Source organism: Rhodococcus sp. 66b (genome assembly GCF_002076325.1).
Classification (GTDB): domain Bacteria; phylum Actinomycetota; class Actinomycetes; order Mycobacteriales; family Mycobacteriaceae; genus Rhodococcus_F; species Rhodococcus_F erythropolis.
Window position 1 is genome coordinate 260,106 of sequence record NZ_MUZB01000009.1, and the last position, 25,651, is coordinate 285,756.

Annotated in this window: 27 protein-coding genes and 2 riboswitches; of the genes, 18 read left to right on the forward strand and 9 right to left on the reverse strand. The window is 62.4% G+C overall.

What is annotated here, in order from left to right:
* Window positions 1-93: 93 nt before the first annotated feature.
* Window positions 94-1,491, reverse strand: coding sequence for an FAD-dependent oxidoreductase (locus tag B0E55_RS18915; RefSeq protein ID WP_019749484.1), 1,398 nt, complete (start codon window positions 1,489-1,491; stop codon window positions 94-96).
* Between the two features lie 230 nt (window positions 1,492-1,721).
* Here B0E55_RS18915 and B0E55_RS18920 point away from each other — a divergent pair, with 230 nt between their 5' ends.
* The 3 genes from B0E55_RS18920 to B0E55_RS18930 are packed head-to-tail and all read left to right on the forward strand — an operon-like array spanning window position 1,722 to window position 3,842.
* A complete protein-coding gene (locus tag B0E55_RS18920) occupies window positions 1,722-2,147 on the forward strand; it encodes an Rv0361 family membrane protein (RefSeq protein WP_080910202.1) in 426 nt (141 codons plus the stop codon).
* 46 nt (window positions 2,148-2,193) lie between these two features.
* Window positions 2,194-2,622: a rhodanese-like domain-containing protein gene (locus B0E55_RS18925; RefSeq protein ID WP_007726822.1), complete on the forward strand. Its 429-nt coding sequence runs from the start codon at window positions 2,194-2,196 to the stop codon at window positions 2,620-2,622.
* Complete coding sequence (locus B0E55_RS18930) at window positions 2,619-3,842, forward strand: O-succinylhomoserine sulfhydrylase (RefSeq protein ID WP_198538430.1); 1,224 nt, start codon at window positions 2,619-2,621, stop codon at window positions 3,840-3,842. Before B0E55_RS18925 ends, B0E55_RS18930 begins: the two co-directional genes overlap by 4 nt.
* 43 nt (window positions 3,843-3,885) lie before the next feature.
* On the opposite strand, the gene B0E55_RS18935 is transcribed toward B0E55_RS18930, so the two are convergent.
* From B0E55_RS18935 to B0E55_RS18970, 8 genes are all read right to left on the reverse strand, one after another.
* Window positions 3,886-4,482 (reverse strand): alternate-type signal peptide domain-containing protein, encoded by a 597-nt coding sequence (locus B0E55_RS18935; RefSeq protein WP_029254765.1) that lies wholly within the window; start codon window positions 4,480-4,482, stop codon window positions 3,886-3,888.
* The gene (locus B0E55_RS18940) at window positions 4,482-6,068 is read right to left on the reverse strand and encodes a signal peptidase I (protein ID WP_133053427.1); all 1,587 of its coding nucleotides are present in this window, start codon (window positions 6,066-6,068) and stop codon (window positions 4,482-4,484) included. Before B0E55_RS18940 ends, B0E55_RS18935 begins: the two co-directional genes overlap by 1 nt.
* Before the next feature lie 5 nt (window positions 6,069-6,073).
* A complete protein-coding gene (locus tag B0E55_RS18945) occupies window positions 6,074-6,676 on the reverse strand; it encodes a SipW-dependent-type signal peptide-containing protein (protein ID WP_020906664.1) in 603 nt (200 codons plus the stop codon).
* On the reverse strand, window positions 6,660-7,304 hold the full coding sequence (locus B0E55_RS18950; protein ID WP_020906665.1) for a signal peptidase I: 645 nt from the start codon (window positions 7,302-7,304) through the stop codon (window positions 6,660-6,662). The genes B0E55_RS18945 and B0E55_RS18950 overlap by 17 nt, the downstream gene beginning before the upstream one ends.
* Entirely contained in the window at window positions 7,301-7,867 is a 567-nt protein-coding gene (locus B0E55_RS18955) for a hypothetical protein (protein ID WP_020906666.1), read from the reverse strand. The genes B0E55_RS18950 and B0E55_RS18955 overlap by 4 nt, the downstream gene beginning before the upstream one ends.
* A gap of 4 nt (window positions 7,868-7,871) precedes the next feature.
* Window positions 7,872-8,429, reverse strand: a complete 558-nt coding sequence (locus tag B0E55_RS18960) for an alternate-type signal peptide domain-containing protein (RefSeq protein WP_080910204.1) — start codon at window positions 8,427-8,429, stop codon at window positions 7,872-7,874.
* A gap of 289 nt (window positions 8,430-8,718) precedes the next feature.
* Window positions 8,719-9,534: an HAD-IIA family hydrolase gene (locus B0E55_RS18965; RefSeq protein ID WP_080910205.1), complete on the reverse strand. Its 816-nt coding sequence runs from the start codon at window positions 9,532-9,534 to the stop codon at window positions 8,719-8,721.
* A 37-nt stretch (window positions 9,535-9,571) separates the two neighbouring features.
* Window positions 9,572-10,339 (reverse strand): sulfite exporter TauE/SafE family protein, encoded by a 768-nt coding sequence (locus tag B0E55_RS18970; protein ID WP_003944404.1) that lies wholly within the window; start codon window positions 10,337-10,339, stop codon window positions 9,572-9,574.
* 199 nt (window positions 10,340-10,538) lie between these two features.
* Window positions 10,539-10,633: riboswitch (SAM riboswitch) on the forward strand.
* 191 nt (window positions 10,634-10,824) lie between these two features.
* Here B0E55_RS18970 and B0E55_RS18980 point away from each other — a divergent pair.
* The 15 genes from B0E55_RS18980 to B0E55_RS19045 all read left to right on the forward strand — a co-directional run bounded on the left by B0E55_RS18980 (window position 10,825) and on the right by B0E55_RS19045 (window position 25,648).
* Window positions 10,825-11,799 carry an amino acid ABC transporter permease gene (locus B0E55_RS18980; RefSeq protein WP_020906669.1) on the forward strand — a complete coding sequence of 325 codons (975 nt, stop codon included), beginning with the start codon at window positions 10,825-10,827 and terminating at the stop codon, window positions 11,797-11,799.
* Window positions 11,796-12,581 carry an amino acid ABC transporter ATP-binding protein gene (locus B0E55_RS18985; RefSeq protein ID WP_020968833.1) on the forward strand — a complete coding sequence of 262 codons (786 nt, stop codon included), beginning with the start codon at window positions 11,796-11,798 and terminating at the stop codon, window positions 12,579-12,581. Before B0E55_RS18980 ends, B0E55_RS18985 begins: the two co-directional genes overlap by 4 nt.
* Before the next feature lie 34 nt (window positions 12,582-12,615).
* Window positions 12,616-13,587: an ABC transporter substrate-binding protein gene (locus B0E55_RS18990; RefSeq protein ID WP_047888726.1), complete on the forward strand. Its 972-nt coding sequence runs from the start codon at window positions 12,616-12,618 to the stop codon at window positions 13,585-13,587.
* Between the two features lie 10 nt (window positions 13,588-13,597).
* Window positions 13,598-14,707, forward strand: coding sequence for an FAD-dependent oxidoreductase (locus B0E55_RS18995; RefSeq protein ID WP_080910206.1), 1,110 nt, complete (start codon window positions 13,598-13,600; stop codon window positions 14,705-14,707).
* Between the two features lie 8 nt (window positions 14,708-14,715).
* Window positions 14,716-15,306: a GNAT family N-acetyltransferase gene (locus B0E55_RS19000; RefSeq protein WP_019749497.1), complete on the forward strand. Its 591-nt coding sequence runs from the start codon at window positions 14,716-14,718 to the stop codon at window positions 15,304-15,306.
* Between the two features lie 17 nt (window positions 15,307-15,323).
* A riboswitch (SAM riboswitch) is annotated at window positions 15,324-15,418 on the forward strand.
* An 8-nt stretch (window positions 15,419-15,426) separates the two neighbouring features.
* Window positions 15,427-15,516 (forward strand): putative leader peptide, encoded by a 90-nt coding sequence (locus tag B0E55_RS32565; protein WP_338013649.1) that lies wholly within the window; start codon window positions 15,427-15,429, stop codon window positions 15,514-15,516.
* 137 nt (window positions 15,517-15,653) lie between these two features.
* Window positions 15,654-17,291 (forward strand): ABC transporter substrate-binding protein, encoded by a 1,638-nt coding sequence (locus B0E55_RS19005; protein ID WP_019749499.1) that lies wholly within the window; start codon window positions 15,654-15,656, stop codon window positions 17,289-17,291.
* Window positions 17,292-17,293: 2 nt separating this feature from the next.
* Complete coding sequence (locus B0E55_RS19010) at window positions 17,294-18,292, forward strand: ABC transporter permease (RefSeq protein WP_070386603.1); 999 nt, start codon at window positions 17,294-17,296, stop codon at window positions 18,290-18,292.
* The gene (locus B0E55_RS19015) at window positions 18,285-19,175 is read left to right on the forward strand and encodes an ABC transporter permease (protein WP_070797248.1); all 891 of its coding nucleotides are present in this window, start codon (window positions 18,285-18,287) and stop codon (window positions 19,173-19,175) included. The genes B0E55_RS19010 and B0E55_RS19015 overlap by 8 nt, the downstream gene beginning before the upstream one ends.
* On the forward strand, window positions 19,172-20,794 hold the full coding sequence (locus B0E55_RS19020; protein WP_029254771.1) for a dipeptide ABC transporter ATP-binding protein: 1,623 nt from the start codon (window positions 19,172-19,174) through the stop codon (window positions 20,792-20,794). The genes B0E55_RS19015 and B0E55_RS19020 overlap by 4 nt, the downstream gene beginning before the upstream one ends.
* On the forward strand, window positions 20,781-21,899 hold the full coding sequence (locus B0E55_RS19025) for an LLM class flavin-dependent oxidoreductase (protein WP_080910207.1): 1,119 nt from the start codon (window positions 20,781-20,783) through the stop codon (window positions 21,897-21,899). Before B0E55_RS19020 ends, B0E55_RS19025 begins: the two co-directional genes overlap by 14 nt.
* A gap of 24 nt (window positions 21,900-21,923) precedes the next feature.
* Window positions 21,924-23,294, forward strand: a complete 1,371-nt coding sequence (locus tag B0E55_RS19030; RefSeq protein WP_060939867.1) for an NtaA/DmoA family FMN-dependent monooxygenase — start codon at window positions 21,924-21,926, stop codon at window positions 23,292-23,294.
* Window positions 23,291-24,115 carry a DUF1684 domain-containing protein gene (locus B0E55_RS19035; RefSeq protein ID WP_080910208.1) on the forward strand — a complete coding sequence of 275 codons (825 nt, stop codon included), beginning with the start codon at window positions 23,291-23,293 and terminating at the stop codon, window positions 24,113-24,115. Before B0E55_RS19030 ends, B0E55_RS19035 begins: the two co-directional genes overlap by 4 nt.
* The gene (locus B0E55_RS19040; protein WP_080910209.1) at window positions 24,112-25,254 is read left to right on the forward strand and encodes an LLM class flavin-dependent oxidoreductase; all 1,143 of its coding nucleotides are present in this window, start codon (window positions 24,112-24,114) and stop codon (window positions 25,252-25,254) included. Before B0E55_RS19035 ends, B0E55_RS19040 begins: the two co-directional genes overlap by 4 nt.
* 28 nt (window positions 25,255-25,282) lie before the next feature.
* The gene (locus tag B0E55_RS19045; RefSeq protein ID WP_241896092.1) at window positions 25,283-25,648 is read left to right on the forward strand and encodes a nucleoside deaminase; all 366 of its coding nucleotides are present in this window, start codon (window positions 25,283-25,285) and stop codon (window positions 25,646-25,648) included.
* Window positions 25,649-25,651 lie beyond the last annotated feature (3 nt).

The window sequence follows — 25,651 nt, forward strand, 5'->3', positions numbered from 1 at the left end:
TGTTGCCTTGGGTCCCCGCACACACCACCGGCCCGATGTGACCTGGGTCGCGTCGGGCCGGTGGAGGGCTTCTGTTCAGTTACTTCTGCGCACTCAGTTCGCGCGGTCGGGCTCGGATGCCTTCAGCATGTCGTGACGCTCGACGACCTTGATGCGCTCACGGCCTTCGGGCTCGCCCAGGCTGCGCTCGTGCGCGTCGAGGCGGTACCAGCCCTGCCAGGTCGTGTACGGCACCTGCTTGCCTTCGAGAAACTCGATGACGGCGTTCTCGTCGGGGTTCGCGGCGCCGGCGAAGCCGACGGAATCCTCGAGAAGATTCGCGACGGTTTCGTTGGCGTCACCCTTCGTGTGGCCGATGAGGCCGACGGGGCCGCGCTTGATCCAGCCGGTGACGTAGGTGGCCGGCATGAACCGGGCTGCGCCTTCGGCGTTGTCGTCGGCGACGACGCGTCCGGCGTCGTTGGGGACGGTGCCAGCCTGGTCGTCGAACGGCAGCTGCGTGACGTTCTGAGAGAGGTAACCGACGGCGCGGTACACGGCCTGGACATCCCAGTCCTTGTACGTGCCGGTGCCCTTGACGTTGCCGGTGCCGTCGAGCTGAGTGCGCTCGGTGCGCAGGCCGACGACCTTGCCGTCTTCACCGAGGATCTCCGTGGGAGATTCGAAGAAGTGCAGGAACAGCTTGTGGGGACGGGCTCCGACGTCGCGAATTGCCCAGTCCTGCAGCGTATTCGCAACCATGTCGACCTGCTTGGAGTTGCGGCGAGCCTGCTCGGAGCCCTCGTCGTAGTCGATGTCCTCGGGGTCGACGATGACCTCGATGGTCGGCGAGTGGTCGAGTTCACGCAGTTCGAGAGGCGTGAACTTGGCCTGGGCCGGGCCACGGCGTCCGAAGACGTGAACCTCGACGGCCTTGTTGTTCTTGAGGCCCTCGTAGACGTTGGCGGGGATCTCGGTCGGCAGCAGTTCGTCGCCGGTCTTGGCGAGGACGCGGGCGATGTCGAGCGCAACGTTGCCCACGCCGAGGACAGCGACCTTCTCGGCTTCGAGCGGCCACGTACGCGGTACGTCGGGGTGGCCGTCGTACCAGGAGACGAAGTCGGCCGCGCCATAGCTGCCGTCGAGTTCGATACCCGGGATGCCGAGCGCGCGGTCGGCGTTGGCGCCGGTCGAGAAGATGACCGCGTCGTAGAACGACTGCAGGTCGTCGAGGGTGATGTCGGTGCCGTAGTCGATGTTGCCGAGCAGGCGTACCTGAGGCTTGTCGAGCACCTTGTGCAGGGCGGTGATGATGCCCTTGATGCGCGGATGATCAGGCGCGACGCCGTAACGAATCAGGCCGAAGGGCGCGGGCATGCGCTCGAAGAGGTCGATGCTGACGCCGCGGCCGGAGACTGCGGTGTCGGATTTCATGAGGGCGTCGGCGGCGTAGATGCCGGCGGGGCCGGCGCCGACGATCGCGACCCGGAGTGGGCGGTTGGAGTCAGTCATCGTGAGGACAGCTACCTTCTTCGAAGTTCGGACAACATATCGACAAGTATCCAATTTAGCCGAACCTAAGCACAGTGCCTCGGTTGCGGCCGAACGGATCCACACTCTCACTCGATCGGTTGTGGGTAAACCTATTCTTTCTTCCCATTCTCCCGTTGTCTCGGGTATTCGGGGTAGGGGCCTGGTCCTTGACGGGCCACAATTTCAAGTTGTGGGGGAGTATTGGCGTTATGAGTGACGAGCTTCGCGAATCCGACAACATCGATGGCAAGAAGGCGTCTGCGGGGCCGTTCCTCTTGGCTGTTGCCATCGTCGCCTTGATCCTGGGTGGAATCTTCGTCGCATCGTGGATCTCGCCGGCCGAGGAGAACGTCACCGAGTCGGACCGCGTGAGCCGCTCCGTCACCGACTACGTCGATGCCGAGAATCGAAATGACGCGGAGACGGTCAAGACCCTGACCTGCGCGAGCTTCAATTCGAGCACTGGTCCGATGGCCGGAGTCGACGGGACGGTCGAACTGAAGGGTGTGGACGGGGTCGTGGTCAACGGCGATCGCGCCCGGGCCGACGTGACGATCACCGGCGGCGGAGCGGGCGAGCGGGTCTCGGCCTGGGCCCTGACCCGTGACGGCAACCGTTGGGTCGTCTGTAACTGACGGCCCGCTCAGGCGCTCACGGCAGTCTTGTGAAAACATGGACTACGTGAGTTACGCAGGCGATCTGACGCCGGAGCAAGCCTGGGAGCTGCTCCGCGAAAACCCCGACGCCGTGCTGGTCGACGTGCGGACCGATGCGGAGTGGAAGTACGTCGGTGTCCCCGATGTTTCCTCCCTCGGCAAGCAGGCCGCACTGATCGAATGGGTGAGCCACCCGACCGGCGCGCGCAATGACAACTTCGTCGACCAGTTGAAGGAAGCCGGCATCACCGCCGATTCCTCCGGGTCGGAGCGTCCGGTGATCTTCCTGTGTCGATCCGGACAACGTTCCATCGGTGCGGCGGAAGCTGCGACTGCGGCGGGCATCGGCCCGTCGTACAACGTGCTCGACGGGTTCGAAGGCGCATTGGGTGCCGACGGACATCGCGGACTTGTAGGTTGGCGGGCCATCGGCTTGCCATGGAGGCAGCAGTGAGCGGAATTCCCCAGGGTGGCGCATTTCAACGAGCGCTGCCGGACGACGTCGGTCTCGGCACTCTCGGTGTTCGCGGCGGACTGATGCGTACCGGGTTCGAGGAGACTTCCGAAGCGTTGTTCCTCAACTCCGGATTCGTCTACGAGAGTGCAGAAGCCGCCGAACAAGCCTTCACCGGCGAGGTGGATCATTTTGTCTACTCCCGCTACGGCAATCCGACGGTCAAGATGTTCGAAGAGCGTCTGCGTCTCATCGAAGGCGCGGAAGCCTGCTTTGCGACGGCCAGTGGAATGTCGGCTGTCTTCACAGCGTTGGGCGCGCTGTTGGGCAACGGCGACCGATTGGTGGCTGCTCGCAGCCTGTTCGGATCCTGCTTTGTCGTGTGCAACGAGATCCTTCCGCGTTGGGGTGTCGAGGTCGTTTTTGTCGACGGTGAAGACAATGCGCAGTGGGAAGAAGCGCTCTCGGTGCCGACCACTGCGGTGTTCTTCGAGACGCCGTCCAACCCGATGCAGTCCCTCGTCGACGTTCGGCGGGTGTCGGAGCTTGCTCATGCTGCCGGGGCAAAGGTAGTGCTGGACAACGTCTTCGCGACGCCGCTTCTGCAGCGCAGCCTCGATCTGGGTGCCGACGTCGTGGTGTACTCCGGTACCAAGCACATCGACGGTCAAGGCCGCGTGCTCGGCGGCGCGATCCTCGGAACCGAGGAATACATCAGCGGTCCCGTCCGAGAACTGATGCGGCACACCGGTCCTGCACTCAGCCCGTTCAATGCGTGGACTCTGCTCAAGGGTCTCGAGACCATGCCGGTCCGTATTCGGCATTCCGTGGCTTCGGCACTCGAGATCGCCGAATTCCTCGAAGGACACTCCGGCGTCAAGTGGGTCAAGTATCCGTACCTGACTTCGCACCCGCAGCACGAGCTCGCGAAGTCTCAAATGAGCGGCGGCGGAACTGTAGTCACGTTCGAGCTCAATGCGCCTGACGGCGAGGGCAAGAAGCGGGCGTTCGGGGTTCTCAACGGCCTGCGCGTCATCGACATCTCCAACAACTTGGGTGATTCCAAGTCGTTGATCACCCACCCCGCAACCACGACCCACCGGGCCATGGGTCCGGAAGGTCGTGCAGCAGTGGGTATTACCGACGGCGTTGTGCGTTTGTCGGTGGGTCTGGAAGATACCGCCGATCTCTTGGCTGATCTGAAGCGAGCTCTCGGCTGAAACGCTTGAGCGCCTTGCCTCGAACTTCCGACGGCAAGGCGTTCTACGGTGCGGGCGTGAGACCCAGTTGTTTGACGTCGATCGTCAACGCCGTCGTATTCAGTGTGAGACCTGAGCTTGTCGTGTCGGCGGGGTAGATCGTGAACAGCACCTGCGCGGTCAGGTTGGTGTTGTTCAACGCCGATGTGACCGGGATGAGGTTCGGCGTCGGTGCCGTGCTGTCGTACAGAAGATTGTTGCTCTGATCCGTGACGTAAGTGCGGAGATCGACACTGGCGGTCGCGAGCCCGCCACTCAACTTGGTCTTGTCGACCGTCACATTGGCTCTCAACCGGGGACCGGTGGCCAAGACCTTCGAATCGCAGAAATACGTGTAGTTGAATCCGGGCTTGAGTCGGTAGGTAGTGATGTCCGGGATATATACGAGTGGATTCGGATTGGTGGGCGCGTTGACGTAGACCTGCGAATACCAGCCCCCGCCGCTCGTGGTCACGCATGCTCCCAGATCCAGGGTCCCGGACTGGACAGCGGCGCTCGTCAGGGTCGTACTGTCCGTCCATTTCGCCAATGTGCCCGAGCCGCCGAGCAATACAGTTCCGGCCGCGGCGACTGCCATGGCGGCTTTCGTCGTCTTTTTCATCACGGCACCAGGGCCTTGATCTCGTCCGGAAGTTCGCTCGGGGCAGGAGATTCGGCCCAGACTCCCGCTGACGTGTCGATGACGGTGACGCCGCCAGTGGTGATCACATACAACTGATCGGTTCCGGTGAGCCAATGCAGTACAGCGTCGCTGTCAACGGGACCTCGATATACCTCAGTGCCCGATGAATTCGACACGGACACAACCGTTCCGCTGGCAGTCGAGAGCTTCTGGGCGCTGAGACCGGTCGTGGTCGCCGGGGCGTCGACGGGAACCTCGCTCGGGGTGGTCGTAGTTGTTGTGGGTGTCGTTGTCATGGTCGTTGTTGTTGTCGTTGTGGACGGAGTAGTTGTAGCCGGTGACGAGGTGGTTGTCGAAGGTGTAGTTGTGCTGGTGGACGTCGGGGCCTGCGAGGTTGTTGATGCGCTCGGAGTAGTCGTGGGTGAAGGTGTGGTCGAACTGACCGCTGCGGTGGAGGTGGTGGTCGTCGCACTCGGAGCTTGTGCAACCAGCGCCGAACGAGCGGCCGGAGCTGAGGCTGCCGTGGTTCCGCTCGTGGGTCCGGATACACACGCCATGTCATTGAGGATGATGAGCAGTGTCGAACTGCTGATGCGGTACCCGGTGTATTCCGGTGTCACGTAAGTTCCAACGAGTCCGTGTAATTCGACGTCGTAGTTCGTGTTCGACAGGAGAATCCCGCCGCTCGGCAGATCGGACAACGTCAGGGCCGTCGAGAGGCCGGTCACGTCTCTGATCAGCGGAGGTTGGGTGGTGTTGGTTGCGTTTCGGACGATGATTCGAAATGTATCCGTGGCAACGCCAGGCCAAGCGAGCACGACGGAAGTTCCCTTGTCCGAGCAGGTCATTGACGCGGGAGGTTTCGGAAAGCTTGCAGCAGTGGTGAACGAAATGCTTCCCGCTGTCGCCATGCCCGTGAAGGCGGCCTGTGTTCCGCCGACGTTCGCAATGCCCGCCACGCTGAGACCGACCGTTGCCAATGCGACGATTGCCTTGAAGGCGTGGGAATCGCCGTGCGCGTCCTGACGATCCAGCCTGGGTTCCCCTTCATCCGGTCTTTTCCGTGGGCGAAATGCGATGTACAGCAGTCCTCCGACGGCAATCGCACCAAGCACAAGCCCACTCGGTCCGGACAGCCAGACGGCCACGTAGCCGAGGCGGTTGATGCTGAAGAAAACTCGATCCGCTTCGGTGATGACGTAAGGATCTGGGTCTGTGACGGGATTCGCGTCGCCGCGCAGCTGTGCAATTGCAAGATTGTTGCCTTGCTGCTCGATCGTCTCGACACGATGGGTGATTCGAACGCCTTGGTTGTCGTAGACACTGACGATGTCACCGACCTGAACTTCCGAAGCAGGCACGGTGCGCGCGAATGCCAGAGCACCGGTCTCGATCGTGGGAGACATCGATCCGCTCTTGAAGATCAGCGGAGTGATACCGAAAGCGAAGCCGGCAATGAACAATCCGATGGATGCCAGACCGGCGAGGGCACCGAGGGTGAGCAGAAGTTCGTGAATCCGACGTGGCGTCGAGGCTTTCGGTGACATCTTCGTGTGTCGTGACACGGCGCTCACACCTTTGCCGAGAAGTTCAGGACGATGCTCGACGAGCTGCTCGTCGGTGGGGTCGGACTCGTCGGAAGCGTCACCGAGACACAAAGATTATCGGTTGCCCCGATAGCCAGAGAACGGTCGGGCGCACCGACCGCCTGATTTACGGTGAGGGTCAGGGGTAAGGACAACACCACATTGCTGCCATCTGTGCATTTGTTGGCCACAGTTCCGTTCAACGACACAGTCATCCGCAAGTAGGTCGTCAGCGCGCCGCCGCTGGTGGAAGTAATCGTGTATTTCAGAGGAAGATTCACGCCTGCCCCCACGTTGTTGACTTTGAGGATCGCGGAGTTCGAGTCGCCGGGAATCATCCCGGTTTTGCCGAGTTGGCTGAAGTTCAGTGTCGTGGTCAGCGTGGGTTGGGTTGTGGTGTTCAACTGCAGATTGATCGACCCGGTCGTGATGTTTCCCGAAGTCGCAGTCGCGGAAGACGTCCAGGCCGCGAGCGTGGTCACACCGCCGACGCCAAGCACCATCCCCAGTGCGAGCAGCGCGCGAAAACGCGTGCTGGTCAACAGGTGACGAATCCGGTGGGCCGGACGGTCAGGGCGCGAGGGCATCGTGCTGGCCTTTCTCGTTCTGGTCGGAGTTGGGGAGGTTGGAAGCTGAAGGGTCAGGAGCCAATCGGGCTCGAGCTCGCTCCTTCCGGCCGTCACGGATGCCGCTGATCATCATGTAGGCCGCGTACAGCAGTAGTGTCGTCACGACTATCACCACGATCACGGTGCGCTGCTCTCCGGTGAGCCAAGTGTTGACGTAGCCGAGATACGGAAGGCTGTACCAGACCTTTCCCCGGATCTGTACTGGCCTTACTTCTTTCTCGTCGCGTTCACCGTTCGCGTCGCCCTGGGTGATGAAAGTTCTTTCACCCTTCTGGTTTTCGCTCGTGGCAATGATCCGGTGTGTGACGACTGTCGGCTGACCGGATTCCAGCTGGTACGTAATAGGTGTACCGATCCCCAGTTCGGACGGATCGACAGGTTTGACGACGACCAGTGATCCGGGGTTGTACGTCGGGCGCATCGAACCGGTCAGAATCGTGAAGCGCTGCGCTCCCGCGAAGAAGGGGACGACAATGGTTGCGACGATGACTGCCGAAATCGCCAGCAGCAGTGTCCAACTGACGATAGAGGTGACCCACCACAGAGGGCCGGTACGTTCACCGCGTTTGGTCGAGTGTTTCGTCATGCCGCCCCTGCCTGGAACGTGAAGGTGGCGTTGGTCGTCTGACCGGAAACCGCACCAACACCCACCGTGAGCCGCAGACACAGGATGTAGGTGCCACCGGCTGCGAGCGGAGTCGGCATGTACGCGGGGGAAACCGGGTACTGCAGCGATGCATTCATCGATCCGGACGTCACTGGGGTCACTGCCGGAGCCGCGGTGTTCACGCCGGTCGGGCAGGCGCCTTCGTTGTCGACTCCGTACGTGGTCAACGTGAATCCCGGAAGTGCGCTCGTCGACTGCATTCGCCACTGCAGAGGATCAGACCCCGAATTCTTGACGGTGAGCGGAGCTTGCACTGTGTTTCCCGGGACCACAGGCGTCGTGGCCGTCGTCAAATTCGCCAGGGTGTACGCCGCACTGGTTCCGGCCGATGTACCAACGGTGAGGTTGACGCTGGCAGCGGTTGCGGTCCCACCACTCGCGCTCGCCGAATCGGACCACAGCGCGAGCGACTGCTGTGACGATGCGAACACCGCTACAGCAGCCACCGCGACTGCGATCGCTCCCCAGACCTTTTTCCTCATGAAATTACGGAGCCGGAGTCAGCGCTGTCTGAGTGACGACCAGCTTCATCGCCGCCAAGTTCAGCGACTGATTCTGCGCGACCTGGTTGGCCACCTCGGTGAAGTTCAGACGGACTCCGACGTGCACGATCGTGCCGTTCTGTACCTTGGTGATCTGTGAAATCGGGTTGCCACCCGCGTCCTTGATGGTCGTTACGGGCACTACAGCGGCGGCAAGTTCGGCGCTGTTGGCACCCGGAACGATTCCGGCCGTATCAGCGGTCAGAACAGCCGCGAGACGATCGCCCACTGCGGTCACGGTGACGTCGCAGGTGTATTCGATGCTCTCGGTGGTGACGATGCGGTAAGCCGAGATGTTGGTGATCGCGGTCTTCGTCGGGTTGAGGGAGTTCCAACCGCCGCCGACTGGCGCGCAGGCGCTCAGGTCGAGTGCACCGGACGTGACGGGTCCGCCGCCACTGACGTCGGCCGAGTCGCTCCACACAGCGAGCGAGCCCGCACCACCGAGGAGGAGGGCACCGGCCGCCGCAGCAGCGATCGCGCCCTTGGTCTGCTTCTTCATGAAAATCTCATTTCATGTCTGGGACCCGAAATGGGTCATTCAGACATGAGTATCAGCCACGGCAAACGATTCGTTACTACTTTTTCGAAATTTATTTTTCGACTGTGATCCACCTTTCTCTGCCGAGCAAATTGCCTTCTGACCTGCAGATAACTATCAGTATGTAATTTTGGAGTGAAGAAAACCGATTGTTTGTCCAGTTGGACAAAGCGGACGAGTCGGATCCTGGCAAATCTGATGTTCTTTTACCGGTTAATTACCGACTCGCGGTTTTGTTTTGCAATTCCAGTCAATTGTTTGCGTTGCTACGGAATGGATCGGTTGTCATTCCTACAAGATCGGCGACCGACTCGAGAACGACTGTGGGTCGGTACGGGAAGAGCTCCACCGATGCGCGGGTCGAGATCCCGGTCATCACCAGAATCGTCTGCAGTCCGGCTTCGAGGCCACAGACGATGTCGGTGTCCATCCGGTCGCCGATCATCAACGTGTTAGCCGAATGAGCGCCGATGGACCGCAGGGCAGAGCGCATCATCAAAGCGTTGGGCTTGCCGACGTAGTAGGGATCGCGTCCGGTTGCCTTGGTGATGAGAGCGGCGACCGAGCCGGTGGCCGGCAGCGAGCCGTCGCGCGACGGCCCAGTGGCGTCGGGGTTGGTGGCGATGAACCGCGAACCACGCTCGACCAGGCGAATGGCGGTGGTGATCGCCTCGAACGAGTACGTGCGCGTCTCGCCGAGTACGACGTAGTCGGGGTCACTGTCCGTCAGGACGTAACCGATGTCGTGCAGGGCAGTGGTCAGGCCCGATTCGCCGACCACGTAGGCGCTGCCGCCTGGCCGCTGGTTGGCCAGGAACGTCGCGGTAGCGAGCGCTGACGTCCAGATCGACTTCTCCGGGATGTCGAGTCCCGAATTGAGCAGGCGTGCTCGCAGGTCACGCGGGGTTCGGATGGAGTTGTTGGTGAGCACCATGTACGGGATGTCGTTCGACGCCAGCTCTGCCAGGAACGTGTCCGCTCCAGGTATCAAGTGCTCCTCGTGGACGAGAACCCCGTCCATGTCCATGAGGTAGGTCCAACCGGTCTGATCTTCTGTACTGGTCATGACTCCAGTATGTGCGGGTGCCGCCCGATGTGGGCGATCAAGCGAGAAGGCGCCACAGCCCGATCAGGCCGACGACGACAATCGTGTAGCGCAATGCAGTGGGGGACAGGCGCCGTCCGTAGCGGGCGCCCAGGACGCCACCGCCGAGCGAGCCGACAGCGATCAAACCGGCTGCTGCCCAATTGATCTGATCGAACGCCAGAGTGATGTACATGCCCGCTGCAACGATGTTGACGAGCAGTGAGAGCAGGTTCTTCGCGCCGTTCATGCGTTGGAGGGTTTCAGGGAGGATGGCACCCATCACACCGATGAGAAGGATGCCCTGCGCGGCAGTGAAGTAGCCGCCGTAGATGCCGACCGCAAAGGTGCCGGCGGTCAGGAGCATCAGCCTCTTGGTGGACAGCGTCGTTTCTTCGGTGGAACGCTTCTTGGCCCAAGCCTGGATGCGTGGTTGGAGGAGGACGAGCGCGAGAGCGAGGACCAACAGCACCGGAACGATGGTTTCGAACAGTTTCTCGGGTAGATGCATGAGCAACCAGGAACCGAGTAGTGCCCCGGCGAGTGACGCCGGAATCTGCCACTTCAGTCGATCCCACTGTCCGGACAGCTCGCGTCGGTAGCCCCAGGTGCCGGAAACTCCGCCGGCGACGAGCCCGACCGCGTTGGACATGGTCGCGGTCACGGGCGGCATGCCGAAGGCGACCAGCGTCGGGAACGTGATCAGCGTTCCACTGCCGACCACGGCGTTGATCGCGCCCGCACCGATGCCGGCCAGCAATATGAAGAAAGCGTCGAGTCCACTCACTCCGCAGACGGTACGGCAGAGGAAAAGTCGGTCCAGACGGCGGTCCCGGTCTTCGTTCGAACACTCCATTGAACACGTCTAACGCGGCTTCGGGCACCGTTGAAATCAGTGCGATTCCAACCTGGTTGATCTTTCATTTCCCTTGCAGTGCAGGGAAATACAACATTTGACGACTAGACAATTCGGGTCTAGTCTTTGCTCACCATCCAGAGCGACCGAGAGACCTGGCTCGTCGACGTCGCAGCAACCCCCCGAGCGATCGGGAGCGGGTGCTACCGCCAGGACCGATGGAAGGCATCACATGGGTTCCACTTCGCACGCTCCGCACAGGCGCCGCCACATCGATCTGTGCCGCACCGCTTCGTGTCACTGTCGCTGACCGAACCGTCGTCTTCGCAACTCGAGCTCACCAACTCGAGACCACAGCTGCGTTCCCATTCCCCGAAAGGTCTATTCGTCATGTCCACTCCGTCAGGTAGCGCGCCGTGAGCGCGCCCACCGATGTCCGCCCCGAAAAGTCGGTGTCCGAGCCGCAACTTCCGGACTCGGAGCTTGTCGTTGCTCGCACCTGGCACCCGCTGCGCTGGGTGATCAGTGCGGTCGTGCTGGTACTGCTTGCTCAGTTCATCCACGGACTCGTCGTCAACCCCGGCTGGGACTGGCCGACCTTCGCGCAGTACTTCACCGCGAAATCAGTGCTCGCCGCGTTGTGGATGACGATCAAACTGACCCTGTGGGGGACGATCCTCGGGTTCGGTCTCGGTGTTTTCCTGGCACTCGGTCGGTTGTCGAAGAATCCGGTCCTGCAGGTGATCGCTTGGACCTACATCTGGGCCTTCCGCTCGATTCCACTCATCGTGCAGTTGCTCTTCTGGTTCAACATCACTTACCTGTACCAGACACTTTCTCTCGGAATACCTTTCGGTCCCGAGTTCTTCACCTTCCAGGTCAGCGGTGTGATCGGCGGATTCACCGCGGCAGTCATCGGTTTGGCGCTGCACCAGGCTGCATACTCGGCCGAGATCATTCGCTCCGGAATCATCTCGGTGGATCACGGTCAGATCGAAGCTGCTCACTCGCTCGGCATTCCGCGCAGTCGCCAGTTCTTCAAGATCGTTCTCCCGCAGGCAATGCGGGCGATCCTCCCCAACGCCGCCAACGAGGTCATCGGACTCTTCAAGGGAACGTCGATCGTCTCCACCATGGCAATCGCCGAACTGTTCTACCAGGTGCAGGTCATCTTCGGACGTAACGGACGAGTCGTGCCCCTGCTGATGGTCGCCACGATCTGGTACATCATCCTCACGACGTTGCTCTCGATCGGTCAGTACTACGTGGAGCGCCACTATGCACGAGGATCCGCTCGTGCTCTTCCGTTGACTCCGGTACAGAAGGCGCGCAAGAAGTTCGAAGAGATTCGCGATGCGCGTCTCGATATTCCGAGAGGTGCGACCCGATGACCGCAGAACTGGCCGAAGAGACGGTGTATGCCGTCGAAGCGCGCGGAATTCACAAGTCGTTCGGCACGCTGGAAGTACTTGCCGGCGTTGATCTCCTGGTCCGCAAGGGCGAAGTGACCGTCATTCTCGGTCCGTCGGGTTCCGGTAAGTCCACCTTGCTGCGCACCCTCAATCACCTCGAGAAGGTCGACCGCGGGACCGTGCGGATCGACGGAGAACTGATCGGGTACCGGCGCAAGGGAAATCGGCTCCACGAACTGCGTGACCGCGAGATCCTGAAACAGCGTTCGCACATCGGATTCGTGTTCCAGAACTTCAACCTGTTTCCGCACCTGACCGCGTTGGAAAACGTGGTGGAAGCGCCGCTCTCGGCCCAGAAGCGTGATCGTGACGAGGTGTACCGCGAGGCCCGCGCACTGCTCGAGCGAGTGGGAGTGGGGGACAAGGCGGACGAGTATCCCCGCCAACTCTCCGGTGGCCAGCAACAGCGCGTCGCGATAGCGCGAGCGCTGGCACTGCGGCCGGCGGTCATTCTCTTCGACGAGCCGACGTCGGCGCTCGACCCGGAACTGGTCGGCGAGGTTCTCGAAGTCCTCGCTCAGCTGGCCCGTGACGGCGCCACCTTGGTGATCGTCACACACGAGGTCGGATTTGCTCGGGAAGTGGCGGACACTGCGGTCTTCATGGACGGCGGCGTCATCGTCGAACAGGGCCCACCTTCGCAGGTGATCGACAATCCGGTCCACGAACGGACCAAAGCTTTTCTCTCCCGCGTCCTCTGACGCGACCCAGACTCATTCCCGGAAGGAAAAATTGATGTTCTCCCCATCCCGTCGCGCGACTTTTCTGATCTCGGCTCTTGCCACAGTCGGACTGCTCAGCGCTGCGTGCAGCAGCGCGGACGCGGAGTCCGACGGCGCCCAGGTCACCGCTGCTGCGGGTTACAACCTCACTGCCGATCAGAACCGCATCACCACCGACAAAGTCGATTCCATTGCCGCCGAGCTACCTCAGGACATTCGCGACCGTGGCACGCTGCGCGTCACCGGTAGTGCCGGTGCCGCTCCGCCGCTCCGCTTCTACGCCGACGACGACACCACTCTCATCGGTTCCGAGACCGACTTCGCCTACCTGATCGGTGATGTTCTCGGTTTGAAGGTCGACCTGCAGACCGCAGACTGGGCACAGAACTTCGTCCGCATCGATTCCGGTGAGGCCGACGCATTCCTCTCCAATGTGACTGTGACAGAGGAGCGTAAAGAGAAGTACGACTTCGCCACCTACCGACTCGACACCCTGGCCTTCGAAGCCAAGAAGGGCTCCGGGATCTCCATCAAGGAACCCAAGGATGTCGCAGGCAAGAAGATCGCGGTAGGTTCCGGCACCAATCAGGAAGCGCTGCTGGTCAAATGGAGTGAGCAGAACGTCGCGGCCGGCCTGGCCCCCACCGACATCTCCTATTATCAGAACACCACCGACTACTACCTGCCGCTGCAGTCCGGCCGGATCGACGCCTACTTCGGACCGAACCCGTCGTCGCAGTTCCATGCAAAGCAGTCGGGTGAAACCGAAGTTGTCGGTGAGTTCTCCGGTGCAGGCGACACGCTGCAAGGCCAGATTGCGGTTCTGGTGAAGAAGGACAACGGGTTGATCAAGGCAATCAACGACGCGATCAACCACACGATCGAGAACGGCACGTACCAGCAGATCCTCGAGCGCTGGAACATCACGAATGAAGCCGTCGACACGTCCCTGATCAACCCGCCCGGCCTTCCGAAAACCAAGTGAGCTCTCGTCCATGAGTGAGATTCTCGATGCGATCGTCATCGGTGGAGGACTCGTCGGGTCCTCCGCCGCCTGGCGGCTCGCGGCGCGCGGACGTAGCGTCGTTCAGCTGGAACAGTTCGGGCCGGGGCACAAGCACGGTGCGTCGCACGGTACTTCGCGCATCTACCGGCAGGCGTACGACAATCACCTGTACACCGGGTTGGCGGCCGACGCGCTGCCGCTGTGGCGGGAGTTGGAGACCACGACGGACATCGGGTTCCTGGAACTCACCGGTGCCGTTGATCATGGCCTGCCGCAGGCAGTGCAGTCCAAGGCGAGGATACTTCTCGAGGCGGGCATCAAGGGCGAGATCCTCACCCCTGCCGAGGCGTCCGCCCGTTGGCCGGGCCTGCGATTCGACACCACGGTGCTCCATCACCCCGATGCAGGCCGGTTGCACGCGGACCGCGCCGTGACCGCTCTGAAGGAGGGAGCGGTGTTTGCCGGCGCCGAGGTCCGTCACGATGTTCGGGTGTTGGCACTCGCGCGGGCGTCCTACGGCGTGGACGTGGTGACGGACAGTGGAACGCTCGCAGCTCGTCAGGTAGTGATCGCGGCCGGTGCGTGGACTGCGGATCTGATCGCAGACAGCGGTCTCGGCTCCGAGATCGTACTGCCGACACTGCGCACGACACAGGAACAACCGGCACACTTCGCACCGCTCGATCCCGGAGTCGAGTGGCCGAGTTTCGTTCACCACACCGGCGCAGAATTGGAGACCGCGGGGATCTACGGGCTCGGTTCCGAGGACGGGATCAAGATCGGCGAACACGCGACCGGGCCGGTGGTGACTCCGCAGACCCGTGACTACAGCCCTGGTGTCGACGGAGAGCAGCGATTGGTGGAGTACGCCGAGTCGTGGTTGCCCGGTGTCGATTCCACCCGTGTCGAGTCGCTCACCTGCCTGTACACGAGCACGCCGGACAGTAACTTCGTCATCGACCGAGTCGGAGCCGTCACGGTGGCGGCGGGGTTCTCGGGGCATGGGTTCAAGTTCGGTCCGGCCTTGGGTGAACTTGTGGCGGACCTCGTCGACGGAACCACCCTCGCTCCGGAAGTTTTCAGGCTGGGGGAGCGTTGACCAGATTCATGGAGGAAAGTGTTGTGGCACTGGAGCTCGGAACTCGACAGCTCGAGGGTGTCGGAGCGGTAGAGGTCTATTCGGTATCGCAGGACGATCCCTTGGCAGCTCCACTGATCGCGGAGTTGGCACTCGAATACAGTTCGCGTTACGGCGGGACTCGCGAAGCGATGCTCGAGGATCTCACGACGTATCCGGCAGAAGAATTTGCCTACCCGCAGGGTGCGCTTCTGGTGCTCACCCACGACGGTCTGCCGATCGCCGGTGGTGCGTTTCGTCAATTCGATTCCACCACTGCCGAACTGAAGAGAATCTGGACATCGGTCGACTATCGGAAGCGCGGCCTCGGCAAGGCCGTCGTTCGCGAGTTGGAACGAGAGATCGAACTTCGTGGATACAACCGGGTGTTTCTCACGACGGGTCCTCGGCAACCCGAGGCCGTCGCGCTGTATCTGTCCAGTGGATACACACCGCTTTACGACGCTTCACTCTCGCCCGAAGAGGTGGGCATCCACCCGTTCGAGAAACAACTTCGGGTCCTCGAAAATGTGACTCGAGCAGCAATTCCTACCGACCGGGTTGACAACACCCGGGTTTAACCTCGTACACTTGCGAACGACCATCCAGAGCGACCGAGAGACCTGGCTCATTGAAGTCGCAGCAACCCCCCGAGTGATCGGGTGCGGGTGCTACCGCCAGGACCGATGGAGGAACACGAAATGAATGCAGTCGAAGGCGGTTTCGATACCGCCTGGTCGCGTCGTCACGTAGACCTGTGCCGCACCGCGGGATCTTTCTGTACCAACTGACCTCGGTCAGTCATTCACACTCAGGCGAGTCGTCGACAAGTCTGTTTTCTATTCTCTCACAAGTGATTCGTGCTCGATCGCCTTTCTCGTCTCAGGCGACGGGTGCGCTCTTCGGCATGCCTCTTTAGGAGTTCTTGGTGTCTTCGCCCTCATTCGGTGCCCGCAAACGCGCGACCGTAATCGCCGGTATCGGTGCTGTCTCGGTTCTCGGCACCGTCCTCGCCGGCTGCAGCAGCGGGAGTGACAGTGCTGCCGACGCAGGCCCCGCCCAGTCCGGCGGAACCCTTCGCTATGGTCTGTCGCAGGCGCCGACGTGCGCCGATCCGGCCCAGGCCGGCAGTAACCAGACCGTGTATGTCACTCGGACCGTGGTGGATTCGCTGACCGATCAAAATCCCGACACCGGAGAGATCACCCCGTGGCTCGCCAAGAGCTGGGAGATCAGCCCCGACGCCGCTAGCTTCACGTTCGTCCTTCGCGACGACGCCACCTTCAGCGACGGCACCCCGGTGACGGCGGATTCGGTGAAGAAGACCTTCGACTCGGTCAAGAATCTCGGACCGAACGCGTCGTTGGCGAAGAGTTACCTGTCCTCGTACACCGGTACCGACGTCGTAGATGCTCACACGGCGAAGATCAATTTCTCCGGACCCAATGTTCAGTTCCTGCAGGCAACTTCGACGCCACAGCTCGGAATCCTCGCCGATTCCACCACCGCGCTGGCATCCGAGCAGCGCTGCCCCGGTGCAGCGGTGATCGCCTCCGGACCGTTCGTGTACACCGACTGGCAGCAGGACAAGAGCGTCAAGATCGCCAAGCGTGCGGGATACAACTGGGCGTCGGACGCGGTCGCGCATCAGGGTGAGGCCTACCTCGACGGCGTCGACTTCACGGTGGTCCCCGAATCCGGTGTGCGGGCAGGCAGCGTGGCCTCCGGCCAGCTCGATGCGGTCAGCGATGCGCTTCCGCAGGATGCGCCGCAGATCGAGGGCGCAGGCGGACGAATCCTCACAAGGCCGAACCCGGGTGTGAGCTTCTTCTTCCAGCCAAACGTCAGTCGCGGCGTTCTCGCCGATCAGGCTGTTCGCCAGGCCATCATTCCCGCGATCAACCGCCAAGAACTCGTCGACACCGTTCTGGATCCGTCGTTCTTCCCGGCCACGAGCCCGTTGGCTCACACCACTCCGCTCTACAGCGACGAATCCAGTGTCGTGACGTACGACGCCGACAAGTCGGCGAAGCTTCTCGACGCGGCTGGTTGGAAGGCCGGCAGCGACGGTATCCGCGAGAAGGACGGGCAGAAGCTCACTTTCAGCGTCACCTTCAGTCCGGTGTTCTCGGGTAACCAGGCCATCCTCGAGCTCGTACAGCAGCAGCTCAAGAAGGTCGGCGTCGACCTGCAGCTCAACCTGGTCTCGAACGGTGAATGGACCGAGAAGGGAGTATCGGGTGATTACGATTCGCTGTATTACAACAGCACTCGCGCGGACGCCGACATCCTGCGGGCATCGTTCAGCACCGAGGGCCGCAACCTGAACCGTCGCGGCGCAGATCCGGAGCTCGACAAGGTACTCACAGACCAGCTTGCAGCCACGGACAACGGCCAACGCGGCGAACTGGTATCCACTGCACAGGAATTGATCCTCGACCGTGGACTCTCCATCCCCACCATCGAGCTCTCACAGGCCATCGGCGCCGGATCGAGTGTGCAGGACCTGAACTTCGAAGCCTCCTCACGCCTGCAGTTCTACGACGCATGGTTGTCGGGTAAGTAATCATGACTCGATACGTACTCACCCGACTGGGTCAGGCCGCAGTGGTCCTGTGGGCCGCCTTCACCATCTCGTTCGTGATTCTGTTCCTCCTGCCGAGTGATCCCGTCAGCATGGCTGCCGACTCGTCCGGTCAGGGTGTTGCAGTGGATCAGGCTGCGCTCGATCAGCTTCGGGCGCGGTACGGCTTGGACCAGTCGGTGTGGGTGCAGTACTGGACGTCGCTGACGAATGCTCTTCGCGGCGATTTCGGTACATCGATCTCCACCGGTCAGCCGGTGACGGATGCCATCTTCTCGGCGCTGCCCAGCACTCTGGTGCTGGCAACCACCGCCTTGGTTCTGGCCGTGTTGTTCGGAGTGGCGATCGCGTTCTTCGCTACCTACACCCGCAAGCGGTGGCTCGCGAACCTGTTGTTCTCTCTGCCGCCGCTGGGTGTGGCAGTGCCCACTTTCTGGGTGGGCCTGATTCTTCTGCAACTCTTCTCGTTCCGTCTGCACATCTTCCCGGCATTCGGAGACAAGGGATTCGCAACGGTGATTCTTCCGGCGATCACCTTGGCGATCCCGACCGGCGCGGTGATCGCGCAGGTGCTCACGACCAGCCTGCAGTCGACGCTACGTTCGCCGCACGTGGAGACTGCGTACGCCAAGGGCGCAAGCCGTTGGCGCGTGCAGACCCGTCACGCGTTGCGACTGGCGAGCATTCCGGCATTCACCATTGCCGGTGTGCTGGTCGGCACGCTGCTCGCCGGCTCGGTGGTTGTGGAAACGGTGTTCTCTCGCGCGGGCGTCGGCCGTCTGACACAGACGTCGGTGATGGCGCAGGACATCCCGGTGGTGCAGGGAGTCGTTGTGTTCGCCTCTCTCGTGTTCGTGCTCGTCAACCTCGCGGTCGACCTCTTCTACCCCTTGATAGATCCACGGATCATCCAGACGAAGAAGAGTCACACCGAAAAGTCGAATACCGAAAGCTCGACCGATCTGGAGCCGGCTCATGTCTGACACATTGATCGAACCCCTACTCCTCGATCCGAGCGTCGAGGCGAAGACACCTGTTGTTTCGCGCCGAAAGTCCACGGCCATCGGCTGGATCCGAAAGCCCGGCTTGGTGATTCCGGTGTTGATCGTGTTGCTTGCCATCGGCTTTGCCGTCGCACCCGGATTCTTCGCCAGCGGCGATCCGTTGTCCGGTGTCCCGGCGGACAAACTGCAGGGCCCGAGCCTGGCTCACTGGTTCGGAACCGACAATCTCGGACGTGACCTGTACACACGGTTCGTGCACGGCGCCGCGCTGTCCCTGACCGCAACCTTGGTGGCGGTCGGAATCGCATTGGTGGCGGGATCGATAATCGGTTTGCTCGCGGGCTTTGTCGGTGGCGTCGTCGACGCCGTGCTGATGCGCATCGTCGACGTGCTGCTGTCCATTCCGGCACTGCTGCTCTCGTTGGCCCTTGTCACCGCACTCGGCTTCGGCACCATCAACGTCGCCATCGCGGTCGGCGTCAGTATGGTCGCCAATTTCGCGCGAGTGATGCGTGCCGAAGTGATGCGGGTGCGCGGAGCTCAGTACGTCGAGGCTGCGTTCAGTTCAGGTGTGCAGTGGCTCGGTGTCCTGCGTCGGCACGTGCTTCCCAACTCCTACGCGCCGGTGGTCGCGCTGTCCGCTGTCGAGTTCGGGCAGGCAGTACTGGCGGTGTCGGCTCTGAGCTTCTTGGGATTCGGCGCCGTTCCGCCTACCCCGGAATGGGGATCGCTGGTATCCGAGGGACGTAATTTCCTCGCCAATGCCTGGTGGATGACAACACTTCCCGGTCTCGCGATTGTCGCCGTGGTCATCTCGGCACACCGTATCGGCCACGAGATCGAAAGGAACAACCGGCGATGAGCACGACCGAGGAACAGTTGCTCTCCGTCACCGACTTACAGATCGCCTACGGCGCCGAACCCGCGGTATCCGGCGTGAGCTTCACCGTCGGTCGGGGCGAAGTAGTTGCGGTGGTCGGGGAATCGGGTTCCGGTAAGTCGACCACGGCACACGCGATATTGGGTCTGCTCGCCGGCAGTGGCCACGTCACCGGCGGGACCGTCGAGTTCGAGGGTGAACAGATCGACTCGTATTCCGACCGTGCGTGGCAGCGAATCCGCGGCGCGCGTATCGGTTTGGTGCCGCAGGATCCGACGACCTCGCTCAACCCGGTGACGAGGATCGGCGACCAGGTTGCAGAAGTCCTCCGGATCCACGGCCTCGCAGACCGTCGCAAAGCCCGGTTGGACGCCGTCGAGGTGCTCGAGCGCGCGGGTATCGACCGGCCGGAAATCCGAGCACGCCAGTACCCGCACGAGCTCTCCGGCGGTATGCGGCAACGCGTTCTGATCGGTATCGCGCTTGTCGCGAACCCCGCCCTCATCATCGCCGACGAGCCGACCAGCGCTCTGGACGTCACGGTTCAACGACGCATCCTCGACCACCTGGACGAGCGAATCGCCGAATCCGGTGCCGCCGTGCTCCTGATCACGCACGACCTGGGTGTGGCCGCAGACCGCGCGGACCGGATCCTGGTGATGCAGGGCGGCAGGATCGTCGAATCCGGCCGCACCGCAGATATTCTGGACAACCCGCGACACGAGTACACGAAGAAGCTGCTCGACTCGGCTCCGAGCCTGTCCTCGGGACCGGTCGATCGGCCGGTCCGTCAGGATACGAGCCCGCTGCTGACGTTGACCGGAATCACCAAGCGTTTCAACGTCGGACGCGGGAGTTCGATCACCGCGGTGAACGAGGTATCGCTGACCGTTCCGCGTGGTCAGACGGTGTCGTTGGTGGGGGAGTCGGGCTCCGGCAAGTCGACCACGGCGCGCATCGCCGTGCGGTTGGAGCAGGCGGATGCCGGCACCATCTCCTTCGACGGACACGACATCACGAAGGTCAAGGGCAGCGATCTGCGCGAGCTGCGCCGAAAGATCCAGCTCGTGTACCAGAACCCCTATGCATCACTCGACCCGAAATTGTCCGTCCAGGACATCGTTGCGGAGCCGCTGCGGGCCTTCAAGGTTGGTGGACGCAGCCAGCAGCAGAGTCGTGCAGCAGAGTTGCTCGATCAGGTTGCACTTCCCGAGCAGTTCCTGAGCCGCAAACCGGCCGAACTCTCGGGCGGCCAGCGTCAACGGGTGGCGATCGCTCGTGCGCTTGCGTTGAAGCCGGACCTGCTCGTTCTCGACGAACCTGTGTCCGCTCTCGACGTCTCGGTGCAAGCGCAGATTCTGGCGCTACTCGACGAGTTGCAGCGCGAACTGGGCCTGACCTATCTCTTCATCTCCCACGATCTTGCGGTTGTTCGCCAGATCAGCGACGTCGTCGGCGTCATGCAGGCCGGGCGATTGCTCGAAATCGGCACTACCACCGAGATTTTCGACAATCCCCGAAACGAGTACACACGCACACTTCTCGACGCGATCCCCGGGCGGGATCATTCGACACGAAAGGCCGAACATGTCCGAGCGTAGTTCCGGAGCATTCCTGGTCGGCCTCGAATTCGAGGGAACCGGAGCTCATCCGTACTCCTGGCGACGCGAGGATTCGCGCGCCGAAGATCTGTTCACGCCCTCGTACTGGGTGGACCTGGTGACCGCCGCGGATCGGGGTGGGGTGGATCTGGCGTTCCTCCCTGACTCGTTCGGACTGCAATCCGAGGGCCAGCACGCAGTGCGGGGCAGATTGGAGGCAGTTGCAACTGCGGCGCGGCTGAGTGCTGTGACCTCGCGTATCGGCCTGATTTCCACCGCGACAGTCACGCACACCGAGCCGTTCCACATCTCCAAGGCCGTCGCGAGTATCGACTACTCCTCAGCGGGGCGGGCCGGCTGGCAGGTCGCGGTGTCCGACACCGCTGAGCAGGCGTCGTTGTTCGGCCGAAAGGCAGTGCAGGGCCCCGAGTCCGCGTGGGAGGAAGCGTCCGAGGCTGTCGAGGTGGTCAGTCGGCTGTGGGACAGCTGGGAGGACGACGCCGAGATACGGGACGCTGCGAGCGGACGATTCATCGATCGAGACAAGCTGCACTACATCGACTTCGAGGGAAAGAACTTTTCCGTCAAGGGGCCGTCCATCACGCCGCGCTCCCCGCAGGGGCAGCCGCTGATCGCAGTCGACGCGAGCAGGCCGGAGGCACGCGAGCTCGCTGTTGCGCGCGGAGATCTGATTCGGATCTCGGCAACCGACCTCGGCGAGGCCAACGCCACGGCCAAGCTGGTCCACGCGAACGCCGCTGCCCTCGGGCGCAGCGTCAGGGTTCTCCTCGACGTCGACGTGCTTCTCGGCGCTGATCGCGGAGCCGCCGACGACGCTCTGGCCGAACTCGAGGAATGGGCGGGAGCGCCGTACGCCCCGCATTCGCTGTTCTATCGCGGTGACAGCGCCGGCCTGACTGTCCTCCTTCGCGAGATCGGTGGGCTGGCCGGGGTCGACGGTGTTGTCCTGCGGCCCTTGGCTTTGGCTGCCGCAGTGGAGAAGATCGCGGCGGACGTGGTGCCGAATCTCAATCCGCGACCGACTACCGGCCCGACGCTGCGCGAGCGGTTGGGTTTCGAGTTGCCCGTCAATCAGTTCGCGTAGCGCGAGCAAAGAACAGGAACACCGATGACACAGAACAGGATTCGCAAGCAAGTTCATCTGGGCGCTCACTTCCCCGGCGTGAACAACACCACGGTGTGGACCGATCCGGCGTCCAAGAGCCAGATCGAGTTCAGCTCGTTCGAGCATCTCGCACGCAGTGCCGAACGCGGATTGTTCGACTTCTTCTTCCTCGCAGAGGGTTTGCGCCTGCGCGAGCATCAGGGCAAGATTCACGACCTCGACGTGGTCGGTCGCCCGGACACCTTCAGTATTCTCAACGCGGTTGCCGGTGTGACAACGCATCTCGGTCTGGCCGGGACGATCAACACCACGTTCAACGAGCCGTACGAGTTGGCCAAGCAGTTCTCGACGCTCGATCATCTCTCCGACGGCCGCGCCGCGTGGAACCTGGTCACCTCTTCGGATGCCTTTACCGGTGAGAACTTCCGCCGCGGTGGGTATCTGGAGCATTCCGAGCGGTACGCACGCGCAAACGAGTTGGTCGACGCAGTACGGACGCTGTGGGACAGTTGGAGCATCGATCGTCCGATCGTCGACCGTGAGCGCGGCGTTTTTGCCACCGACCAGCAGGTCGGTCAGTTCCAACACTCCGGTAAGCAGTTCGACATCACCGGACGCTTCGAAGTACCTCGGAGTCCCCAAGGACACCCAGTCCTGCTGCAGGCAGGTGACTCCGACGAAGGACGCGAGTTCGGCGCCGCCAAGGCAGACGCCATCTTCACCGGGCACGGAACGCTCGAAGCAGGCAAGACGTTCTACGCCGACGTAAAGGGACGCTTGGCCAAGTACGGACGCACGCACGCAGACCTCAAGATTCTCCCCGCCGCCACCTTCGTGCTCGGTGACAACGCCGCGGACGCACAGGAGAAGGCGTATCACATCCGGCGGCAGCAGGTCGGACCCCAGACTGCCATCGCTTTTCTCGAACAAGTCTGGGGCAGAGACCTTTCCCAGTACGACGCCGACGGCCCGTTGCCGAAGGAAGATCCGTCGGACGACGTCAACATCACCCGCGGACGCGTCCGCCACGTCAAGGATCCGCGAGCGGTCGCAGATCAGTGGCGCGCCAAGGCCGAGGCCGAAAACCTCAGCATCCGTGAACTCATCATCGAAGTAACTGCCCGCCAACAGTTCGTGGGTAGTGCAGCGGAAGTGGCTGCCGAGATCGACACCTACGTCCAGGGCGACGCGAGCGACGGATTCATCCTCGTTCCCCACATCACCCCCGCGGGCCTCGACGAGTTCATCGATACCGTCGTACCAGAACTACAGGACCGCGGCAGTTTCCGGACCGAATACTCAGGAACCACCCTGCGCAGCCATCTCGGGCTGCGCCACCCGTACGAGCAGGCTGAAGGAGTCCGCGCATCATGACCGTTACCGACACTTCCACCAGCACCTTCACCGGCGAGTGGAATGCTTGGCATGCCTCGCGCGACGCCACCTTCAGTGAACCACTCGGCTGGCTGAGCCTGACTGCGTTGCATTGGCTGGTTGACACCGATTCCACCTTCACAGACCTGCCCGGTGCGTGGCGCGCCGACGCGAATGCCGTTGTCGTCACCGCGACGCCGGCCGACGACCTCTCGATCGACGGCGTCGCAGTGGACGGTTCAGTCACTCTGAATCCGATCGAGGGTGCGCCGGGACTGATCGTCAAGCAGGGCGCGCGGTTGGTCGAGGTCATCCGCCGCACCGGCGAGGTGGCTCTGCGGATCCACGATTCGTCGGCCCCGACATTGGCGCAGTTCAGTGGTATCCCGACCTTCGAGCCGAACCCGCAGTGGCGCGTCGAGGGTGTCTTCACAGCTTTCGAGGAGGCTCGCACGGTGACGACGGGTGCGGTCGTCGAGCGCCTCGAGCATCATCACGACGCCCGCGGAACCATCAGCTTCGAACACGATGGTGCAACGCATACGCTGATTGCGTTCGCGGGCAAGGACAACGGCTTTCACATCCTGTTCACCGACGCGACCAGTGGTGTATCCACCTACCCGGCCGCACGCTCGCTGCACGTGAGCGCACCGGAGCCCGGTGGTGCGGTAGCCCTCGATTTCAATCGGGCGTCGAACCTGCCCTGCGCCTTCACCGATTACGCGACGTGCCCCGTCGCCCCCGCCGAGAACCGCCTGGCGTTCGCGGTGGAAGCCGGCGAGAAGACACCGGACACCCGCTCCGAAAGCGGACCGAGGTGAGCGCGCCGCTGTCCGTACTCGACCTCTCTCCGATCAGTGAGGGTGAAACGGCCCGCCAGGCCTTGCGGAACTCGCTGGACCTCGCTCGTTCTGCCGAAGCGTGGGGATACAAGAGGTACTGGGTCGCCGAACACCACTTCGTCGGCGTAGCCAGCTCGTCACCGGCCGTTCTGGTCGGACTGATTGCGGCCGCGACCAACACCATTCGCGTCGGCTCGGCCGCCGTGCTGCTGGGCAACAACACGGCAGCTCAGGTGGTCGAGGCCTTCGGTACCGTCGAAGCGTTGTATCCGGGTCGTATCGATCTCGGTATCGGGCGCAGCGGACAGCGTCGGGTGGAGGCACTTCGTGCCGTCGCTGCCGGAACGCCCGCCCCGGCAGAATCGAAGCGGGAGACCGTCGTACGCGACGGCGTCGTGATCCCGGCGCCCTTCGATCCAACCGGTCTTCTCACCTCACCGAGATTGCAGGCGTCGTTCGAGGCATTGGCGTTTCCGGGCGCACAGGCGCCCGATTTCGAGCAGCAGGTCGACGACATACTCTCGCTCCTGAACGGCACTCACCGCACCCGCGACGGCATCGAATTGCACGCCAGTCCCGGTGAGGACGCCGACGTCGAATTGTGGGTGTTCGGAAGCAGCGCAGGCCCCAGTGCCGAACTCGCCGGACGACTCGGATTGCCGTTCGGCGCGAATTACCATGTGGCGCCCTCGAGTACGCTCGATGCCGTCGAGGCATACCGTGCAGCATTCCGACCGTCGGCAGTTCTGTCGGAGCCGTATGTCGTCGTCTCCGCGGATGTTGTTGCTGCGGAAGATGATGCGACGGCGAGGGAGTTGGCGTCTACGTTCGGGCACTGGACACACAGCATTCGCAGCGGGCACGGCGCCATCCCGTACCCCGATCCGGCCACAGCGCTCCCACTTTCCGATGCCGACAAAGCAGTAGTGGAGGATCGGCTGATCACGCAGTTCGTCGGTTCACCCACCACCGTCGCCGACAGACTCGACAGTTTGCAGAAGCTGACCGGAGCGGACGAATTGGTGATCACCGGGGTGACCCATCGACACGAGGATCGCCTGCGCTCGTACGAGCTGCTTGCCAAGGAATGGGGGCTACCCGCACTACTGGCAGCATGAGCTTGCCTTGGTCTACTAGTGTCGAGTGATGTTTTCGCCCCGAGATGCGCTTTCCCTTGCTCTTGACGTAGCGCGTGAGGGCATGGAACTCGGGGAGATGCCGATCGGGGCAGTCGTGTTCGACGACGACCGTGTGCTCGGGCGGGCGTACACGCAAGAACGGGCACTCGGCCGACGGGTAGTCCATGCGGACCTTCAAGCGATCTTGCAGGCCGACGAGGCTCTCGGGTTCACTCGAGCGTCAGGAGAATTGACATTGGCGGTCAATCTCGAACCATGCCTGATGTGCATGGGTGCCGGGATCACACTCGGCGTGTCCCGGGTGTGGTTCGCTGAATACGCCACTGGCACTGGCCCCGCCGGGATGCGGGACTGGGCGCGCAGTCTCACCTGACGC

Coding starts and splice junctions, on each gene's coding strand:
- B0E55_RS18965 (WP_080910205.1), bottom strand. CDS start 9,534: ATGACCAGTACAGAAGATCAGACCGGTTGGACCTACCTCATGGACATG.
- B0E55_RS19000 (WP_019749497.1), top strand. CDS start 14,716: ATGGAGGAAAGTGTTGTGGCACTGGAGCTCGGAACTCGACAGCTCGAG.
- B0E55_RS18920 (WP_080910202.1), top strand. CDS start 1,722: ATGAGTGACGAGCTTCGCGAATCCGACAACATCGATGGCAAGAAGGCG.
- B0E55_RS18915 (WP_019749484.1), bottom strand. CDS start 1,491: ATGACTGACTCCAACCGCCCACTCCGGGTCGCGATCGTCGGCGCCGGC.
- B0E55_RS18985 (WP_020968833.1), top strand. CDS start 11,796: ATGACCGCAGAACTGGCCGAAGAGACGGTGTATGCCGTCGAAGCGCGC.
- B0E55_RS19010 (WP_070386603.1), top strand. CDS start 17,294: ATGACTCGATACGTACTCACCCGACTGGGTCAGGCCGCAGTGGTCCTG.
- B0E55_RS19030 (WP_060939867.1), top strand. CDS start 21,924: ATGACACAGAACAGGATTCGCAAGCAAGTTCATCTGGGCGCTCACTTC.
- B0E55_RS18995 (WP_080910206.1), top strand. CDS start 13,598: ATGAGTGAGATTCTCGATGCGATCGTCATCGGTGGAGGACTCGTCGGG.
- B0E55_RS19015 (WP_070797248.1), top strand. CDS start 18,285: ATGTCTGACACATTGATCGAACCCCTACTCCTCGATCCGAGCGTCGAG.
- B0E55_RS19020 (WP_029254771.1), top strand. CDS start 19,172: ATGAGCACGACCGAGGAACAGTTGCTCTCCGTCACCGACTTACAGATC.
- B0E55_RS19035 (WP_080910208.1), top strand. CDS start 23,291: ATGACCGTTACCGACACTTCCACCAGCACCTTCACCGGCGAGTGGAAT.
- B0E55_RS18990 (WP_047888726.1), top strand. CDS start 12,616: ATGTTCTCCCCATCCCGTCGCGCGACTTTTCTGATCTCGGCTCTTGCC.
- B0E55_RS18955 (WP_020906666.1), bottom strand. CDS start 7,867: ATGAGGAAAAAGGTCTGGGGAGCGATCGCAGTCGCGGTGGCTGCTGTA.
- B0E55_RS18935 (WP_029254765.1), bottom strand. CDS start 4,482: ATGAAAAAGACGACGAAAGCCGCCATGGCAGTCGCCGCGGCCGGAACT.
- B0E55_RS18950 (WP_020906665.1), bottom strand. CDS start 7,304: ATGACGAAACACTCGACCAAACGCGGTGAACGTACCGGCCCTCTGTGG.
- B0E55_RS19045 (WP_241896092.1), top strand. CDS start 25,283: ATGTTTTCGCCCCGAGATGCGCTTTCCCTTGCTCTTGACGTAGCGCGT.
- B0E55_RS32565 (WP_338013649.1), top strand. CDS start 15,427: ATGAATGCAGTCGAAGGCGGTTTCGATACCGCCTGGTCGCGTCGTCAC.
- B0E55_RS18960 (WP_080910204.1), bottom strand. CDS start 8,429: ATGAAGAAGCAGACCAAGGGCGCGATCGCTGCTGCGGCGGCCGGTGCC.
- B0E55_RS18945 (WP_020906664.1), bottom strand. CDS start 6,676: ATGCCCTCGCGCCCTGACCGTCCGGCCCACCGGATTCGTCACCTGTTG.
- B0E55_RS19025 (WP_080910207.1), top strand. CDS start 20,781: ATGTCCGAGCGTAGTTCCGGAGCATTCCTGGTCGGCCTCGAATTCGAG.